The organism is Bacillus sp. FSL R10-2780, assembly GCF_038006125.1.
Taxonomy (GTDB): Bacteria; Bacillota; Bacilli; order Bacillales; family Bacillaceae_G; genus Bacillus_A; species Bacillus_A cereus_U.
This window is the reverse complement of the sequence record NZ_JBBOUQ010000001.1, coordinates 4,730,617-4,747,325: the sequence shown is the minus strand read 5'-3', so window position 1 is coordinate 4,747,325 and position 16,709 is coordinate 4,730,617. Positions and strand designations below refer to the sequence as shown.

Here is a 16,709-nt window from a genome sequence, read left to right as displayed (position 1 = left end):
CCGTTATGTAACGGAAGTTTTTATATACTTTTCTTATAAAGATAATAATATCTCTTGTAAATCTTCAATTACTTCAGCCTGAGTTAATTTCTCTATCGTATTCTGGCTAGACATAATATCATATAAAAAATCATAAAGCTTTTGTAAATCTTCATTATTATTGCGCTTCACACTAAATAAAATAATAACTTGTACTTTCTTATTTCCCCAGTCAACAGCCTTTTCAAGTGTACAAAACATCAAAAATGTTTGCTCACTTAATAACTGCATCGGGTGTGGAATCGCAACTAAATTCCCAACCGCTGTAGGAGATGTGTTCTCTCTCTCCATAACAGAAGCATAAAAGTTTGCGGGTACATAACTTTTCGCAGCAGCTTTCTCACATAAAAACTGGATAACCTCTTCTTTCGTAGAAGCACTACGATGTAAGAAGATCAAATCTTCCTTAACATATTGCTGCACACTATTATTCACATGCGTAAATAACTGCTGACCAATCGATTTAATCTCTTTATCATCAAATATTGAATTCACTTTTATAACTGGCACAGGCAAACCACTCGGTATATGAATCGTACTAATAATACAATCTATTTTATCCTTATAAAGTTCTTCTACCTTCAATTGATAATAGCCTGTAATACCTACAATCTCTAATTTATCTCGAAAATGTGATAGAATTTTATATTTCAGTAGCTGTGCACTCCCTTGACCAGTCGCACAAACTAATAAACATCTTTTCTTTTGATTATTTTCTTGTAAACGGCTCATCGCTCCTCCAAAGTGAATGGCAATATAACCAATTTCACTCTCTGGAATGGATTCACCCGTGTATTCACCAATTATATCTCCAACGAGAACTGCAATTTCAAAAGCATATGGATAATTTTTTTTCACTTCTGCTAAAAGAGGATTTCTCGTATTTAATTTATATTTCAAACGATTTAATAACGTTTTTAAATGAACACCAAAACCAAATAATAATTCTTCATCATAATAAAAAGTAAGATTCCGTTCTTCCGCTACTTTGAAAAGAATATGCTGCATGAATGCATATACGTCTTTCCCTAATAGCTCTTCCACATTTTCATAGCGATCTCTTGCTGTAACAGCAGTACTTAATAAATGCATCGTCACATATAAAATTTCTTCTTCTGGAAATTGAAGTTTTAGCTCTTCCCCTAAATTCCCTAAAATCTGTTTCGCAATTTTATATTCTTTCTTTATTATAAGTTCAGATTCCTCTACATGCAGTGCTTGAATGTAATGATCATCCCTGCATCTCTTTAAAGCAATCGCAATATGAATTGATAAATTATCAATTTCTATATCTGATAAATATATCGTTCCTCCCTCGATATACTTTAGTATAACTGAGCGGATGAGAGAAATATGGGGTAACGATAAATACGTGTCCGTCTGCTCATAGTTCTCATGAAACGGAGTATGGTCATACCGCGGTAAACCATATTGTGATAAACAAGAACGAATATTAAATTCTTCTCCCACAATACGTATACCATAATATGGTCTTTTTTCAATTTGTAACTCATAGCGACTACAAATATCCGTAACATCTTTCATAATTAAGTTTACAGTCGATTTACTCACATAAATCTCTTCCGCTAGCTGTGAAAGCTTCATATACCCATCTGTCGTTAAAATACGTTGTAAAATATAAGCTACTCTTTCTTCATAAGAAGTGGGAATCTTTTCCGTCTGTTTTTGAAATACATTTAAGCAAAAATCTTCAAACTTCTTAGTTTGTATAATTTCTAGTTCGTACCCATTCCCCCTTTGTGATTCAATTTTCGCTCCGTGTTCTTCCAATATATCATTTAATAATTTTATATCCTTTTGAATCGTCTTCGTTGATACATGTAAACGGCTCGCTAAAAAAGCTCGATTTAACATCGATTTCTCTTCTAAAAACTCCTCTAAAATGGAAATTAATCGCTGATGCACTTTTGTCATAGCTCTTCCTCTCGCTCTTTATATAAAGTGAAACTTTAATCAGTGGGGGTTTTGTTCATCCCCCACTGATTATTAGCCTTCACCAATCGGGCGTTTACGGGCAGTTAATCTTCCACCTAGCTTCTTTGCACCAGCTGAATTTTAAGGTGGAGTTTTACTGCCCGTTAATGCGGGATAAAAAGGAAAAAGCTGCTGAAATCAGTAGTTTTTTCCTTTTTCATTTTCTCTATTTCTTTAATGTAAATCCAAACTTATCCCAAGCTTGTAAATAATCTAATAAGAAGATTTCTTCCTCTACCACTCGGCCAACTACATTTGTTTTTCCTGTATTCACCATATCTTTTAAAGCAATTTGCAATTCACCTTTATATTGACCATACTGTTCATTATCAATTAAAAGATCACCGCGCTTAATTTCGCGCGTATTATGTGGTTTGAACTCTTCTTTTTTATATTTCACACGACTCTGTGTAGAACGAATCATATATTCAGATACATCTCCGCGATAAAAATGCGGTTCGTCTAATACAATAATTCTTTCTAATTCTGTTGTTGTATCATATAGTCCTATATCAAATGTTTGTTTCTCTTTATTTAATGCACCTAGTGCTTGTAATTCTTCCTCTGAAGCATAGGCGTTCGCAATAATAACATCATCAATTAATTCTGTCGCAAATAAATGCTTCGCTTGTGTTGTCATCGGTAATTCACGATGCTGCTCTAACGTACATAAGCCTTCCGTTACTGGCCAAGGCCCATATGTTGCATCGAATGATGAAATAAAAGCAGCGGTTCTCATACCGTAATCTTTAAATTGTTTCGAGCATTTAATGAAATGATCGTATGATAATCCTGAATAACGATGTGGATAGAAATTATGACAGCCAATTAAATTTTCACGATTTGGTCTATGGCTCATAATGTTATCTACATACTTCGTACCGTTACTCATATTAATTTCAATTTTTAAGCCGTATGGATTGTACGTCATAATTGATTCTTCTAAACCTGAGAAACCGACATCTAAACGAATACCATAAGCACCTAGTTCATGGAAGAACGATAAATCATTATACGAAATACCTAGTTGTTCAAAAACAGCTGGACTAATATCAACTAATACTTGAAACCCTAATGCATTCGCATGAGAGATCGTTTCCTTAAACTCTTCTATAATTGTCTCTTTTTCGCCATCTACAGATAATAAACATGTGAATACACGTGTAAATCCGTATTTACTTGCTAATGTTACATACTCTTTATCTTCCTCTACTGTCGAATGTTCTGGATAAATAGAAATACCTAATCGTCTCATATGTACACGCCTCTTTCTTCATCATATTGTAAACCTTTTCAAATATATGTAGTGAAAAAGTATGTATCCCCTTCTCATCCACTACCATTTGAATCCGCTTTCTTTAAAGAAAAAACAATTTCTATCATTCATAACAACCACTAGTCTATACATCTATACTTTACATCTTTTTTTCAAAATTGTGTAGTCTTTCCACAAATTTGTCAGTTTTTTCGCCTTGAAAATTGTTATACGTTTTCAAGGCACCTTCCTTGACTGTTACGTTGACCAATACATATACTCGAAAGAACAGAGATAAAGTGAAACTTTAATCAGTGGGGGTTTTGTTCATCCCCCACTGATTATTAGTTGAACCAATCGGGCTTTTACGGGCAGTTGATCTCCCACCTAACTTCTTTGCTCCAGCCGGATTTTAAGGTGGGAGTTTTACTGCCCGTTAATGCGGGAAAACTTTTATATAGGGGATGAATATATGGGAGAGGCAGTACTCGTAAAACGAGAACCGTTATGGACAAAAGAGTTTATTGCGCTAATTCTAGCAAACTTATGTATGTTTTTAGGATTTCAAATGTTAATTCCAACTTTACCTGTTTATGTGAAAGAAATTGGGGGCACAAGTTCAAATATCGGATTCGTTGTCGGCATGTTTACCGTTGCAGCACTTTTTATTAGGCCGCTAACTGGAAATGCCTTGCAAAAATTCAACAAAAAAATCATTTTAATGATCGGTACCGCTATTTGTTTACTCGCTATGGGCAGTTATCTTTTCGCTTCAACCGTTTTCCTATTACTTGCCGTTCGAATTTTACACGGAGCTGGTTTTGGTATTACAACGACTACATACGGAACTGTCGTTTCAGATTTAATTCCGCAAGCTCGCCGCGGTGAAGGCATGGGGTATTTCGGTCTTTCTGGAACTATCGCCATGGCGCTCGGTCCGCTTATTGGACTTTGGCTTATGCAAGCATATAACTTCACGATTCTTTTTTTATGTGCACTTTCATGCACAATAGTTTCATTAATATTAACGAAACTACTTCAAATCAAAAAATCGCCGCAACCACCACAGCAAACATCTGGTACCTTTCTCGATGGGTTTATTGAGCGTAAAGCTTTACTACCTTCATTATTAATATTATGTATTACGTTAATGTACGGGGGAATTGGGAGCTTTATCACATTATTTGCTACAGAAGTCGGGATTGCTGATATTAGTCTCTTCTTTTTATTTAACGCACTTGCAATCGCTGTAACTCGTCCGTTTTCTGGAAGATTATATGATACGAAAGGTCATACATTTGTCATCATTCCAGGAGTTATTATTACGTTTACAGGTATTATCTTGCTGTCGTATACAACTACAATTCCGAGTTTAATTATTGCCGCAGCATGCTACGGCAGTGGTTTCGGAGCAATTCAACCGGCACTACAAGCATGGATGATTGACCGAGTAGCACCGCACCGGAGAGGAGTAGCAACAGCAACATTCTTCTCAGCATTTGATCTTGGAATTGGTGCTGGAGCGATTATTTTTGGATTCATTGCACACTTTACCAACTATGCAACTGTATATCGTTATTCCTCTCTATTACTTATTGCTTTCCTGTTCATTTACATTACAAGCTTACGGAAACAAAAACAGAAAGATAAAATAAACGAAAAAGCCGTTGGGTAATGTTAACTCGCTCCATTTCAAAGTACTTACACTAAAAAAATTATATATACACAAATGCAAAAAAGCAGTGGATTCCAAAAAAATCGCACTGCTTTTTGCATTGTATTGAAAGGTGAACCGCTGTTCTATTTATTCATGTTGTTCGTATGATATTAATATATAGAACGAATTGGAGGAAACATTAATGAAAGCAATATTGTATACAAAATATGGTCCCCCCGACGTACTTCAATTGAAAGAAGTTGAAAAACCTACACCTAAAGACAATGAAATACTAATAAAAATTAATGCGACAACCGTAACAGCAGGAGATATTCGTTCAAGAAGTTTTACAGTTCCCTCTTCGGTTTGGCTACCCGCTCGAATTGCACTTGGCTTTAAACAACCGAAAAAACAAATACTTGGAATGGAATTGGCTGGTGAGGTTGAATCAGTAGGAAAAGACGTTACGCGTTTTAAAGTAGGAGATCCAGTTTTTGCTGCTACCCAAGCAAATTTCGGTTCTTATGCTGAGTACATTTGTATACCTGAAGATGGAGCAGTGTGCATGAAGCCCTCCAATATATCCTATGAAGAAGCCGCAGCCATCCCAATTGGAGCACGTACAGCCTTGTTTTTCCTTAGGAAAGCTAACGTTCGAAGCGGTCAAAACATTCTTATTTACGGAGCTTCTGGAAGTGTCGGAAGTTATGCAGTGCAAATTTCCAAGTATTTCGGCGCAAAAGTTACAGGGGTGTGCAGTAGCTCAAATTTAGAATTAGTAAAGTCCCTAGGAGCTGACGAAGTAATTGATTACACCGCAAGCGATTTTTCTACTATAGACGGAGCTTATGATGTTATCTTTGAAGCCGTAAATAAGAGTACCTTTTCAGATTGTATTAAAATGTTAAAGGAAGATGGTACCTATATAAATATCGTTGAACCGTTACCAAGTGCTCAAATGCTCTGGACTAAATTGACAAGTCGCATGAAACTCATATTAAGTCAAAACGCACCTGAAACTTCCGAAGCATTAAATTTCCTTAAAGAACTAGTTGAGAACGGTAAAATAAAAGTGATCATTGATAGGCAATACACTTTTGAGGAAATTGTTGAAGCTCACATATATGTTGAAAAAGGACACAAAAAGGGAAATGTCGTCATAAACTTGAAACATAACGACAACTCCTAATAAAGTGAAACTTTAATCAGTGGGTAGCTTTATCTCCCACAAATAGCAGGATAAACAAGCATACTGCACACAGTTTTTACAATACGAAGTACTCAAACTTTTTTAACATAAAAAAACAGGGCAAATTCATATGCGAATTGCTCTTTTTTAATGTTGCAAGCACTCCAAAGAAGTGGATTAATATACTTCAATCATTTTTTCACTTTCATCAGTACACTCATTTCAAACCTCCCCATTTCCTCTACATATTTTTCTAACTTTGATTAAAAAATATGCAAAGAACCATTATAAATAAAGTGAAACTTTACTTAGCACACCCAATTTGGATAGTTTATCTCTCTTATTTTTACTATCAATAAATAGTGTGATAAATGTGACTTCTTTACGAAATAGTCAGATACCATGCATGAAAACCAATTAAATCCAGGAGTTTCTTTAAAGAATTGTAAACTTTTTAGTACTTTGTAAATTTAGTGTAAAAATTATAGACAAACCGTTTACAGTGCCTCAAGGTTTAGTTAATAATTACATCGTACATGAAATTTAAGGAGTGGAATGCGTGGAATACAATATTCAAGATATGATCTTCCAGTTCATTGGTGGATTAGGTATTTTCTTATTCGGGATTAAATACATGGGCGATGGACTGCAACAAGCAGCCGGAGATCGTCTTCGCGATATTCTAGATCGTTTTACAACAAACCCTCTTATGGGTGTACTAGCAGGTATGTTAGTTACAGTATTAATTCAATCCAGTTCAGGAACAACCGCTTTAACAGTCGGACTTGTAAGTGCCGGATTTATGACATTAAGACAAGCAATTGGTGTTATTATGGGTGCGAACATCGGAACGACAGTTACTGCATTTATTATCGGAATTAAAATCGGAGAATACGCTCTTCCAATTATGGCAGTCGGAGCAATCTTATTATTCTTCTTTAAAAATAAAAAAGTACAGTCTTTAGGTCAAGTCGTATTCGGATTTGGTATGTTATTCTTCGGTTTAGAATTGATGAGCGCAGGTATGAAACCTCTTCGTTCTTTAGAATCATTCCAAGAATTAATGGTTAGCATGAGTGATAACCCAATCTTAGGAATCGTTGTTGGTACAGTCTTCACTTTAATCGTACAAAGTTCAAGTGCGACAATCGGTATTTTGCAAGAACTATTCGGCCAGGGTGCAATCGATTTACAAGCTTCCCTTCCTGTATTATTCGGTGATAACATCGGTACAACAATTACAGCTGTATTAGCAGCAATTGGTACTTCTATTGCAGCAAGACGTGCAGCATTAGTTCACGTTATCTTTAATATCGTCGGTACAATTATCTTTACGATTTTATTAGTACCATTTACAAGTTTAATTCAATATTTCCAAACATCTTTAAACTTAAATCCAGAAATGACAATCGCATTTGCCCACGGAACATTTAACGTAACAAATGCACTTATTCAATTCCCATTCATCGCTGTATTAGCATGGATTGTAACAAAACTTATTCGCGGCGAAGATTCTGCTATTGATTTCAAACCGCAACATTTAAATCCAATCTTTATTGAACAATCTCCTGCTATCGCACTAACAGAAGCGCAAAAAGAAATTGTTCGCATGGCTGAGTTTTCTTTACAAGGATTAAAAGAAGCAAACCAATTTTTAAATACACAAGAAAAGAAACACGCTGATATGGCTACGCAATTAGAAGCAGCTATTAACAATTTAGATAAAAAAATTACCGAGTATTTAGTTTTACTATCAGAAAAACCACTTTCACATACAGACTCTGAAAAGCATTCAGTTCTAGCAGGTGTTGTTGGAGATATTGAACGTGTTGGTGATCATGTAGAAAACTTAGTAGAACTTGTAGATTTCCAAATTTCAAACCGCGTTTCACTATCAGATGAAGCACTAACTGAATTAAATGAAATGCTTGAATTAACAATTTCGACATTACAAGATGCAATCAATGCTTTAACAAACTTCGACACTGAACTAGCCCAAACGGTTATTGCAAAAGAACGTAAAATTGACCAAATGGAACGTGTTCTTCGTAAACGTCATGTGTTACGTCTGAACGAACGTAGCTGTTCAGGTGATGCAAGCATCATTTTCGTTGATATGGTAAGTAACTTAGAGCGTATCGGTGATCACGCTGTAAATATTGCTGATGGCGTTTTAGGTGAACAAGGAAAAGTAAATTTAAAACAATCATTATAATAGGAAAAGAGACGCTCAAATGAGCGTCTCTTTTTTTCATTTCATCTTTACAACCGTTCTCCCTTTTAACTTTCCTTGCAGTATAAGTGCAAACTTCTCATCTAATTCTTTTAATGTACATTCTTCTGTATAAGATAATAGCTCTGAATTTTTCCACTCATCTGCTAGCAATGCCCACACTTCTCTTCTCACATCTACTGGACATTGAACTGAATCTATTCCTAAAAGGCTAATCCCTCGTAATATGAATGGGTATACAGTTGTATTTAATTCATGCCCTGCTACGTTACCACACGTTGTTACACAGCCTCCATACTTAACTACCTTTAAAGAACTTTCTAACATGTTTCCGCCTACAGTATCGACAACCCCAGCGTATATTCCTTTAAGCATCGGTCTTCCTGATTCATCACTCAATTCCGCGCGGCGAATCATCTTTTTTGCACCTAAACGTAGCAACATCTCTTTCTCTTCCATTTTCCCTGTTGCCCCTACTACGCTATATCCTAGCTTTCCTAAAATACTAACTGCTACACTGCCTACTCCTCCCGTAGCACCCGTTACTAAAATATCTCCCGTACTAGGCGTAATTCCCGCTCTAATGAGCTTATATACCGATAAGGCAGCTGTAAAACCTGCTGTCCCGTACATCATACTTTCCTTCAAAGACATTTCTTTTGGTAAAGGAACAACCCAAGAGGATGGCACGCGAATATATTCTCCGAAACCACCAGAAGTATTCATACCTAAATCATATCCAGTTACAATAACTTGATCGCCTTCCTGAAAGGCGTTATTTCCACTACTAACTACCTCTCCCGCTGCATCGATGCCTGGTGTATGAGGGTATGTTCTCGTTACACCTTTATTACCAGTAGCTGAAAGGGCATCTTTATAATTTAATGAAGAATAATGAACACGTATTAATACGTCTCCTTCAGGTAAACTATTTACTTCTCTCTCAACAAGCGTTCTTTCAAATAGATTATTTTCCTTTTCTTTCACGACAATTGCTCGGAATGATGTATGATTCATTACGCTCTCTCCTTCATCCGTAGAATACTTCTTTATTATATAAAAAATGAATGTAAAGCTAATCGCTTCTTCTTGGCTATATTTCAACAAATCTTACTTCTCTATCACTTTCTCACAATACATATTTTCATTTCTACTAAAACAACATATACTTATCCTACATTTCAAAAATAAAATATAGAAAATCTGACTTTTTATAAATAAATTGAATTTTTACGAAATGTAAATGATTTGTAATGTTTTTTTTCGCTAAATTTCATTATAATAAGTGGATATGAGTGTCGTATTTCAATCCAAATGAAGGAGTACAAGAAATGGAGCAAAACCCATCTTTGCAAGAAAATACACGAAGTAAACCGAAAAATAGTAAGAAAAAAACAAAAATTATTATAAGCGTTATTTTATTCTTTTTAATAATAGGTGGCGGTTATACTTGGTTTTTAGTAAATAAAGCATCTTCTGCTATTCGAAATGCCGCACACGATTTAGCGCGCGGTGATAAATCTGATTTACGTGATAAGGCTGTAAAACCTATTACAAACAATGTTTCTGTCTTAATCATGGGTGTTGATGAAAGCGATGTCCGCGGGAAAGAATATGGTGAAGCTATAAGAACGGATGCATTATTACTTGCAACGTTTAATAAAGATAGCAAAACGGTAAAACTATTAAGTATTCCACGAGACACATATACTTATATTCCAGTAGAAAAGAAAAAAGATAAAATTACACACGCTCATGCATTCGGTTCTACCAAAAATGGAAAAGATGGTGGACCACAAGCAAGTATTGATGCAGTTGAAAAATTAACGAATGTTCCTGTCGATTACTTTGTAAAATTCAACTTTAAATCATTTATAAAAATCGTCGATGATTTGGGCGGAATTGAAGTTGATGTACCAGTTGAATTTACTGAGCAAGATAGCAATGATACTGCTGAGGCAATTCATCTGCAAAAAGGTGTTCAAAAGTTAAATGGCGAAGAAGCTCTTGCTCTTGCTAGAACAAGGCACATCGATAGTGATGCGATGCGTGGTCAACGTCAGCAACTCGTTATTGAAGCCATTTTAAAGAAACTAACGAGCGTTGGATCAGTAACAAAAGTTGGTAACATCATTGATGACATTAATGGCCAATTCGTTACGAACTTAACATTCGATGATATGCTTTCATTCTATAAATACGGAGCAGATTCTTCAATTGAGAAATTACAAATTCAAGGTGAAGACTGTTACATGGCAAAAGGTGATGATACATGTAGTAAGTCAGCTGGTGGTGGCCGAACTTACTACTACAATCCAGATAAAAAAGAATTAGCTAATGTTACAAACGAACTTCGTAGTCACCTTGGACTACCTGCCTATACAAAATCTGATTCTGATTCTGATTCGAAAAAAACAAGCTCAGAGAAAACAAAAGAATCTAAGTCTGAAAATACGAGTGAACGCGAATCAAGTAACAATGAAACTAAAGATAAGAATAAAAATAACAGTGAAGATACAGAAACATCGTCTAATGACAATGAATAAAGTGAAGCAGTGCTCTATGGAGGTAGAGCACTGTTTCTTTTTAATTATTTTAAAATGAAAAATCAGAACTTTCCAACTATCTTTTTTAATATTTTTAAATTATAATAAATAATAGTAATCTATTCCAATTATCAGGGGGCTCATACATATGAAAGCTGCAGTAAAACATAACATTTCAGATTTTAAAGAGTACTTAAAATCAAACGATATATATATGGAAGAAAATATAGATGAAAATGATGGTTCGGTACATTTTTCAGTAGGATTAGAAACAGAAGCTGGCGCAAAAATTCAACTTATTGCTGCTTTCCAAAGCGAACATCCTGCTGTGGATATATACTGCTTCAATGTTGCTCTTGTACCTGATTCAACATCAACAAATGACATTTTACATGTCATCAATGAATTAAACACATCTTATCGATTTGCAAAATTCACGCTAAACAAACAAAATGCAATTGATATTTCAACATCTCTTGCATTCTCAGAACCAAACTTTAATCCCGCACTTGTCTTTGAACATACGAGAATGCTATATAAACTGGCAAACGATGAATATAAGAACTTAATGAAAGTTATTTGGGCGTAAATAAAAAGATGGTGCTACAAGAGCACCATCTTTTTATTTCGATATCATATCAACCCACATCTTTATCGCAGTTCCTACAATTAAAGTAGACAATACATACTGCAAAACTTTTTGATTCACTCTCTTCCCTACTCTCACTCCAAGAGGAGCGGCAAATAAACTTGCTATCGCAACGATAAGAGCCGGAATAACAACTATTTGTCCAGTAATCACTTTCCCAGTAGTAATTCCTATCGAGGAAATAAAAGTAATAGCGATAGATGTTGCTATTGTTGTACGTATCGGTAGTTTTAAAACAACTAGCATAATCGGGACTAAAAGAAACGCACCACCAGCCCCAATAATGCCGGAAACACTTCCTACAATAAAGGCTAGCAAACTAGCGAGCCACTTATTGTACGTAATTCCTTCTGTCCCCTTACGATTGCTTCGCTTTGGTATAAACATCATAATAGCCGCAATAGTAGCTAGTAATGTGTAAACAACATTTACAGCATGCTCATTTAATAAATTCGCACTAAAGCTACCTACAAAGCTTCCTATTAATATACTAGCTCCCATATACACAACTAACGTTTTATCCATATCGTTACTTTTCCTATACGCCCACGCGCCTGCAAAAGTTGCAAAGAATACTTGAATCGCTGTAATACCACTCACTTCATGTGATGTATATCCAGCAAATCCTAGCAATACTGGAATGTATAAGATCATCGGATAATTAATAATTGCACCGCCAATCCCAACCATTCCTGAAATAAACGACCCTATAAACCCAATAATAAAAAGTAGCACTGTTAAACTCATATTGTATCCCCCGCCTTCTAAAAAGAAGGTGATTTAAATAAATAAATTCACATTCCCATCCGAAGCATCTGCTAAATATACACCTACTCCTGCAAACTCTACCCCTTCCATAATCTCTTCCTCTTTTAACCCTAATAAATCTACTGTCATTTGACAAGCTACAAGCTTAACTCCCTGTTCTTTCGCCATATCAATTAAATCAGGCAAAGGCATCGCATTATGCTTCTTCATAATACCTTTAATCATCTTTGGCCCCATACCAGCAAAATTCATTTTTGATAATCCCATCTTATCAGCGCCGCGCGGCATCATTTTTCCAAACACTTTCTCTATAAACGTTTTCTTTACTTTCACATGCTCATCTTTCCTAAGGGCATTTAAGCCCCAGAAAGTATGAAAAATAGTCACCTCTTGATCGTACGCCGCTGCACCATTTGCAATAATATAAGCTGCCATCGCTTTATCATAATCTCCACTAAATAAAACAATCGTCGTTTTCTTCTGTTGTTCCATGTTGTCCTCCTCTTAATTACCTATAGGGGTATTTTAAAAATTGTAAAAAGGCTCCAATTATCTAGCTACACCCGATACTATTTTCCCCTTACAAAGCGTTCATACCGCCTGAAACATTTATAACGCGCTGAAATCCTAATTTCTTTAATACTTTTGCTGCTTGCTTACTTCTCATCCCGCTCTGACAAATAACAATTACTTCCTTATTTTTATCTAACTGATTTACTTTACTAGCTAACTCATTTAGCGGGATATTCTGAAATCCCTTCATATGATTTCCTCTATATTCACCTACTGTACGAACATCGATAAATTGTTTCTCCTTTTTTCCCACTATACCCTTTAATTCTTTTCCATTTATATTTTGAACACCTTTCACCGGTAAAAAACGTGAAATAACAAACCATGCAGCAAGTACAATGAAAAGCGTACTTAATATTGTATTCATATAACCACCCTCTCCGCATTTACAAAACTAGTTCTTCACTACGCCTTCTTAATCCAAAACTTCAGCACATCGTCTTCTATATTATGCTTTACTATTTCATGACCACCTGTTTTTGACCATGCTGGAATATCCTTAACTGACCCTTTATCCGTTACATGTACTTCTAACACTTCTCCAGATTGTAAAGTATCCATCGCTCTCTTCGTTCTTACAATCGGCATCGGACATGCTAAACCTTTCGCATCTAATACTTGTTTTATATTCATCATCTATACCTCCAGTTTGTTATTTTTATAATGAATCATGCACTGCACAGCGATTTGGACCAATCTCCATTTCACGCTCTTCTTCCACATTCGGATGAATTTTTCCCATATTCGTTTGACGAATTTCTTGATAAGCATTCGGCTGAGGTGGTAGATTCTCTGTCACCGTTTTACGAAACTCTACCTCATCGGCAATATTTAATCCTACATTCTCCTTAAATAGATTTTGTAGGTTCGCACGCACAATACCTTTCTCATCCATTTCACTCATTTTTGAATAATGAGCTGGTAAAACAATTAAATCTTGAGACAGTTCCTTATAAAGTTTATATAACGTATTTCGTAAATCACTCACCCAATCTTCAGCCTTTCCAGCAAGATCTGGACGCCCGATTGAATCTACAAATAAAATATCTCCTGATAATAAATACGTCTCATCGATAATAAATGATGTACTCCCAATCGTATGCCCTGGTGAGTATAGTGCATCAATGTTAATTAGGGTACCCCCCACCGTAATAACAGTGCCTTCTACTAGCGGTTCGTAAGAGAAAACAACTTCCTCCCCATCTTTTGGAGGTAACCAATACGTACCGCCTACTTTTTCAGCTAATTTACGTCCACCTGAAATATGATCTGCATGTAAATGTGTATCCATTACGTTAGTAATAGTAACTCCGTGCTCTTTTGCAAACTCTTCGTACGCCTCAATCGTTCTCACCGCATCAATGACTGCTGCTTCACCGTTTGAAACTACCATATAAGACAAGCATCCTTTTCCAAGACGATTAAATTGATATATACTTCCCCCGCCCTGTACATCCCCTACCTTTACCGGCTTCACATACTCACTCCAAGCTTTCATACCGCCAGCTAAATAATAAATATTATTGAAACCCTCATCTAACAATTGCTCTGCAACAAACTGAGAAGAACCCTCTTTCGCACATACAACTAAAATCTCTTTCTCCCTCGGTAATTCATCTACAATATGTTCTACACCATCTAATAAATCAAAATACGGTTTATTCAATGAAGAAATTTGTTTCCCTTCAATTTTCCATTCTTCATAATCCGCTTCATTCCGAACATCTAAAATAAATAACTCCCCGAATAAAACTTTCTCTGCAACATCTTTTGCTTGTAACATCTTAGCGACCACGCAATTACCCCCATAGGTATATTTTCATTTAAAAAATTTTATTTTTCCATATTCCCTTGCCACTCTAACATACCTGGAATGACATTTTTCACATTTGAAAAACCTTTTTCTTTCAACGTTTGACAAGCTATATCACTACGATTACCAGTTCGGCAAACAACATAAATTTGCTTCGTCTGATCTAACGCTGCACTCTCTAATTCGCCTAATGGCACCGAAATTGCGGATGGAATATGACCAAAGGCGAATTCCGCCGCTTCACGAACATCTAATACAGTGCACTCTTCACCACTTAATAATATATCTTGCAATTCCCCATTCGTAATTGTATGAGGATATTTCACAACTTCATTCACTTCATGTTCGTGTGATTTTCGTACATAATGCTTTAATACATTTCCCTCTTGTTTCGTTCCGATATATTGATGCCCTACTTTACTTGACCAACTTTGTATATCTAACGTCGATCCCTTATCCGTCGCCTCTATTTCAATAACTTTCCCTGCTGCCAACCCTTCCATCGCCTTTTTCGTCTTCACAATTGGCATCGGACAAGCCAATCCTTTACAGTCTAAACTCGTATCAACTTTTATACTCATTGTCGATTCCTCCATAACTTATACACTTATACCTATAGGGGTATATTAAAATGTTTTTAAAAATCTGTCAACACATACGTTTGACAGATTATCGGCTTTTTACAAGTAATTGAACAGCTTCTTTAATTAACTCTTCATTTGAGCCATTACCTGTTTCAAACTGCTCGCGCAAACATTGCTCTAAATTTGTTCCCACAACGAGTCCAATTGTACGATCTAGCGCAGAACGGGATGCAGTTAACTGTGTAATAACATCTCGGCAATCTTTTCCCTCTTCCATCATGCGAAGCACACCACGAACTTGACCTTCAATACGTTTCAATCTATTTTTCATATCTTGATTATATTCCACTGTAAACCACCTCCGTAATTATAACTATATTATACATTACTTTGTAACTTTGTATAATATCATATACCCTGAAGGGTATATTGTAAAGCGGTTTGTTTTTTTGTCAAACCTTCTAGGGTATAGTAAAAATGCACTGCATTGTAGTCCATCTAATTTATTCTCTTTACCCTTTTCTAACTCTTAATCGACAGCCTTTACTGACTAATAATAATAAAGTTGTTTAATTTTGAGGGCGTGAATCCGCATTGCTACGTTGTTAAACTGTTCCATTTCAATAACAAAGTTGTTTAAAAATACGGTAGTGTATAGTTTATAATGAAGTGTAAACAAATACTGTTCGACTTATTAAATTATTTAAACTTTGAAATAGAAGATATAAGAATAGCCTACATTTTAAGGAATATAGGCTAAGCAATATAAGTTAATCTGTTATTAATTTTGAATAAATACTTAGATCAATAAACTTTTCATTAGATTTTTCACACTTTCTCATTGTCCCTTCGAATGTAAAGTTTAACTTTTGTAAGACTTTTATTGAATTAATGTTTTCAGATTCAACTTTTGCTTCTATTCTATTGAATTCTAAAGTACTAAACGCATAATCCATTAAAGAGAGAATGGCTTCTGGCGCATATCCCTTACCCCAAAAAGCTTTACTAATATCGTAACCAATTTCTGCTTTGGCGTTTTTGAAATCAAATGAATTATAACCACAAGAACCGATAATTTCATTTGATTCTAATTCAATTATCGAATAACGAATAGCTCTGTTTTCCCGAGATAGCTTATCAAGCATTTCAATCATATCTACCGCTTGGCTTTCATCAGTAAAACTATTGATATTCATAAATTTTGTAACTTCTGGATCAGACCAAATTGTAAACATGCTAGCTGAGTCTGATGCTTTCATTTTTCTTAAAACTAATCTTTCGGTTTGTAGTTCTGTAATCAATATTTTTACCTCCATTATGTTTTTATTTTGGGGTCAAGATATTGATATCTGCGCATAGTTCAGTCCCTTCGTGTTTCAAGATAATATTATGATAAAAGTTATAAAGG

At 35.4% G+C, this 16,709-nt stretch carries 16 protein-coding genes; 5 read left to right on the top strand and 11 right to left on the bottom strand.

Annotation, left to right across the window (positions count from 1 at the left end):
* Positions 1 to 33: 33 nt before the first annotated feature.
* Together NSQ47_RS24675 and NSQ47_RS24670 are read right to left on the bottom strand one after the other, a co-directional pair.
* On the bottom strand, positions 34 to 1,974 hold the full coding sequence (locus NSQ47_RS24675; protein WP_341038162.1) for a BglG family transcription antiterminator: 1,941 nt from the start codon (positions 1,972 to 1,974) through the stop codon (positions 34 to 36).
* 226 nt (positions 1,975 to 2,200) lie between these two features.
* Positions 2,201 to 3,289 carry a DUF871 domain-containing protein gene (locus NSQ47_RS24670; RefSeq protein ID WP_078174047.1) on the bottom strand — a complete coding sequence of 363 codons (1,089 nt, stop codon included), beginning with the start codon at positions 3,287 to 3,289 and terminating at the stop codon, positions 2,201 to 2,203.
* Between the two features lie 472 nt (positions 3,290 to 3,761).
* Between NSQ47_RS24670 and NSQ47_RS24665 the strand changes: the two genes are divergently transcribed.
* From NSQ47_RS24665 to NSQ47_RS24655, 3 genes are all read left to right on the top strand, one after another.
* Positions 3,762 to 4,964 (top strand): MFS transporter, encoded by a 1,203-nt coding sequence (locus tag NSQ47_RS24665; protein WP_016103796.1) that lies wholly within the window; start codon positions 3,762 to 3,764, stop codon positions 4,962 to 4,964.
* Positions 4,965 to 5,148: 184 nt separating this feature from the next.
* On the top strand, positions 5,149 to 6,135 hold the full coding sequence (locus tag NSQ47_RS24660) for an NAD(P)-dependent alcohol dehydrogenase (protein WP_341038161.1): 987 nt from the start codon (positions 5,149 to 5,151) through the stop codon (positions 6,133 to 6,135).
* 559 nt (positions 6,136 to 6,694) lie between these two features.
* On the top strand, positions 6,695 to 8,350 hold the full coding sequence (locus tag NSQ47_RS24655) for a Na/Pi cotransporter family protein (RefSeq protein WP_002159186.1): 1,656 nt from the start codon (positions 6,695 to 6,697) through the stop codon (positions 8,348 to 8,350).
* A 36-nt stretch (positions 8,351 to 8,386) separates the two neighbouring features.
* Here NSQ47_RS24655 and NSQ47_RS24650 read toward each other — a convergent pair whose 3' ends face one another.
* On the bottom strand, positions 8,387 to 9,385 hold the full coding sequence (locus tag NSQ47_RS24650; protein WP_341038160.1) for a YhdH/YhfP family quinone oxidoreductase: 999 nt from the start codon (positions 9,383 to 9,385) through the stop codon (positions 8,387 to 8,389).
* A gap of 314 nt (positions 9,386 to 9,699) precedes the next feature.
* Here NSQ47_RS24650 and NSQ47_RS24645 point away from each other — a divergent pair, with 314 nt between their 5' ends.
* Together NSQ47_RS24645 and NSQ47_RS24640 are read left to right on the top strand one after the other, a co-directional pair.
* Positions 9,700 to 10,914: an LCP family protein gene (locus tag NSQ47_RS24645; protein ID WP_002159188.1), complete on the top strand. Its 1,215-nt coding sequence runs from the start codon at positions 9,700 to 9,702 to the stop codon at positions 10,912 to 10,914.
* A 148-nt stretch (positions 10,915 to 11,062) separates the two neighbouring features.
* Positions 11,063 to 11,503, top strand: coding sequence for a hypothetical protein (locus tag NSQ47_RS24640; protein ID WP_002029912.1), 441 nt, complete (start codon positions 11,063 to 11,065; stop codon positions 11,501 to 11,503).
* 33 nt (positions 11,504 to 11,536) lie between these two features.
* Here NSQ47_RS24640 and NSQ47_RS24635 read toward each other — a convergent pair whose 3' ends face one another.
* From NSQ47_RS24635 to NSQ47_RS24600, 8 genes are all read right to left on the bottom strand, one after another.
* The gene (locus NSQ47_RS24635; RefSeq protein ID WP_002029911.1) at positions 11,537 to 12,310 is read right to left on the bottom strand and encodes a sulfite exporter TauE/SafE family protein; all 774 of its coding nucleotides are present in this window, start codon (positions 12,308 to 12,310) and stop codon (positions 11,537 to 11,539) included.
* Positions 12,311 to 12,343: 33 nt separating this feature from the next.
* Positions 12,344 to 12,823 carry a DsrE/DsrF/DrsH-like family protein gene (locus NSQ47_RS24630; protein WP_002159190.1) on the bottom strand — a complete coding sequence of 160 codons (480 nt, stop codon included), beginning with the start codon at positions 12,821 to 12,823 and terminating at the stop codon, positions 12,344 to 12,346.
* Positions 12,824 to 12,911: 88 nt separating this feature from the next.
* Complete coding sequence (locus NSQ47_RS24625; protein ID WP_002159192.1) at positions 12,912 to 13,271, bottom strand: rhodanese-like domain-containing protein; 360 nt, start codon at positions 13,269 to 13,271, stop codon at positions 12,912 to 12,914.
* 38 nt (positions 13,272 to 13,309) lie between these two features.
* Positions 13,310 to 13,540, bottom strand: a complete 231-nt coding sequence (locus tag NSQ47_RS24620) for a sulfurtransferase TusA family protein (RefSeq protein WP_002150428.1) — start codon at positions 13,538 to 13,540, stop codon at positions 13,310 to 13,312.
* Between the two features lie 22 nt (positions 13,541 to 13,562).
* Complete coding sequence (locus tag NSQ47_RS24615; protein WP_341038158.1) at positions 13,563 to 14,699, bottom strand: MBL fold metallo-hydrolase; 1,137 nt, start codon at positions 14,697 to 14,699, stop codon at positions 13,563 to 13,565.
* A 38-nt stretch (positions 14,700 to 14,737) separates the two neighbouring features.
* Positions 14,738 to 15,298, bottom strand: a complete 561-nt coding sequence (locus tag NSQ47_RS24610) for a sulfurtransferase TusA family protein (protein WP_341038156.1) — start codon at positions 15,296 to 15,298, stop codon at positions 14,738 to 14,740.
* An 88-nt stretch (positions 15,299 to 15,386) separates the two neighbouring features.
* Positions 15,387 to 15,650, bottom strand: a complete 264-nt coding sequence (locus NSQ47_RS24605) for a metal-sensitive transcriptional regulator (RefSeq protein WP_000456201.1) — start codon at positions 15,648 to 15,650, stop codon at positions 15,387 to 15,389.
* Positions 15,651 to 16,071: 421 nt separating this feature from the next.
* A complete protein-coding gene (locus NSQ47_RS24600) occupies positions 16,072 to 16,602 on the bottom strand; it encodes a GNAT family N-acetyltransferase (RefSeq protein WP_002159200.1) in 531 nt (176 codons plus the stop codon).
* Positions 16,603 to 16,709: the final 107 nt, after the last annotated feature.

Excerpts from the sequence above, each read along its gene's own strand:
- NSQ47_RS24620 (WP_002150428.1), bottom strand. The coding sequence starts at position 13,540 with ATGATGAATATAAAACAAGTATTAGATGCGAAAGGTTTAGCATGTCCG.
- NSQ47_RS24645 (WP_002159188.1), top strand. The coding sequence starts at position 9,700 with ATGGAGCAAAACCCATCTTTGCAAGAAAATACACGAAGTAAACCGAAA.
- NSQ47_RS24610 (WP_341038156.1), bottom strand. The coding sequence starts at position 15,298 with ATGAGTATAAAAGTTGATACGAGTTTAGACTGTAAAGGATTGGCTTGT.
- NSQ47_RS24670 (WP_078174047.1), bottom strand. The coding sequence starts at position 3,289 with ATGAGACGATTAGGTATTTCTATTTATCCAGAACATTCGACAGTAGAG.
- NSQ47_RS24630 (WP_002159190.1), bottom strand. The coding sequence starts at position 12,823 with ATGGAACAACAGAAGAAAACGACGATTGTTTTATTTAGTGGAGATTAT.
- NSQ47_RS24675 (WP_341038162.1), bottom strand. The coding sequence starts at position 1,974 with ATGACAAAAGTGCATCAGCGATTAATTTCCATTTTAGAGGAGTTTTTA.
- NSQ47_RS24665 (WP_016103796.1), top strand. The coding sequence starts at position 3,762 with ATGGGAGAGGCAGTACTCGTAAAACGAGAACCGTTATGGACAAAAGAG.
- NSQ47_RS24625 (WP_002159192.1), bottom strand. The coding sequence starts at position 13,271 with ATGAATACAATATTAAGTACGCTTTTCATTGTACTTGCTGCATGGTTT.
- NSQ47_RS24660 (WP_341038161.1), top strand. The coding sequence starts at position 5,149 with ATGAAAGCAATATTGTATACAAAATATGGTCCCCCCGACGTACTTCAA.
- NSQ47_RS24650 (WP_341038160.1), bottom strand. The coding sequence starts at position 9,385 with ATGAATCATACATCATTCCGAGCAATTGTCGTGAAAGAAAAGGAAAAT.
- NSQ47_RS24640 (WP_002029912.1), top strand. The coding sequence starts at position 11,063 with ATGAAAGCTGCAGTAAAACATAACATTTCAGATTTTAAAGAGTACTTA.
- NSQ47_RS24635 (WP_002029911.1), bottom strand. The coding sequence starts at position 12,310 with ATGAGTTTAACAGTGCTACTTTTTATTATTGGGTTTATAGGGTCGTTT.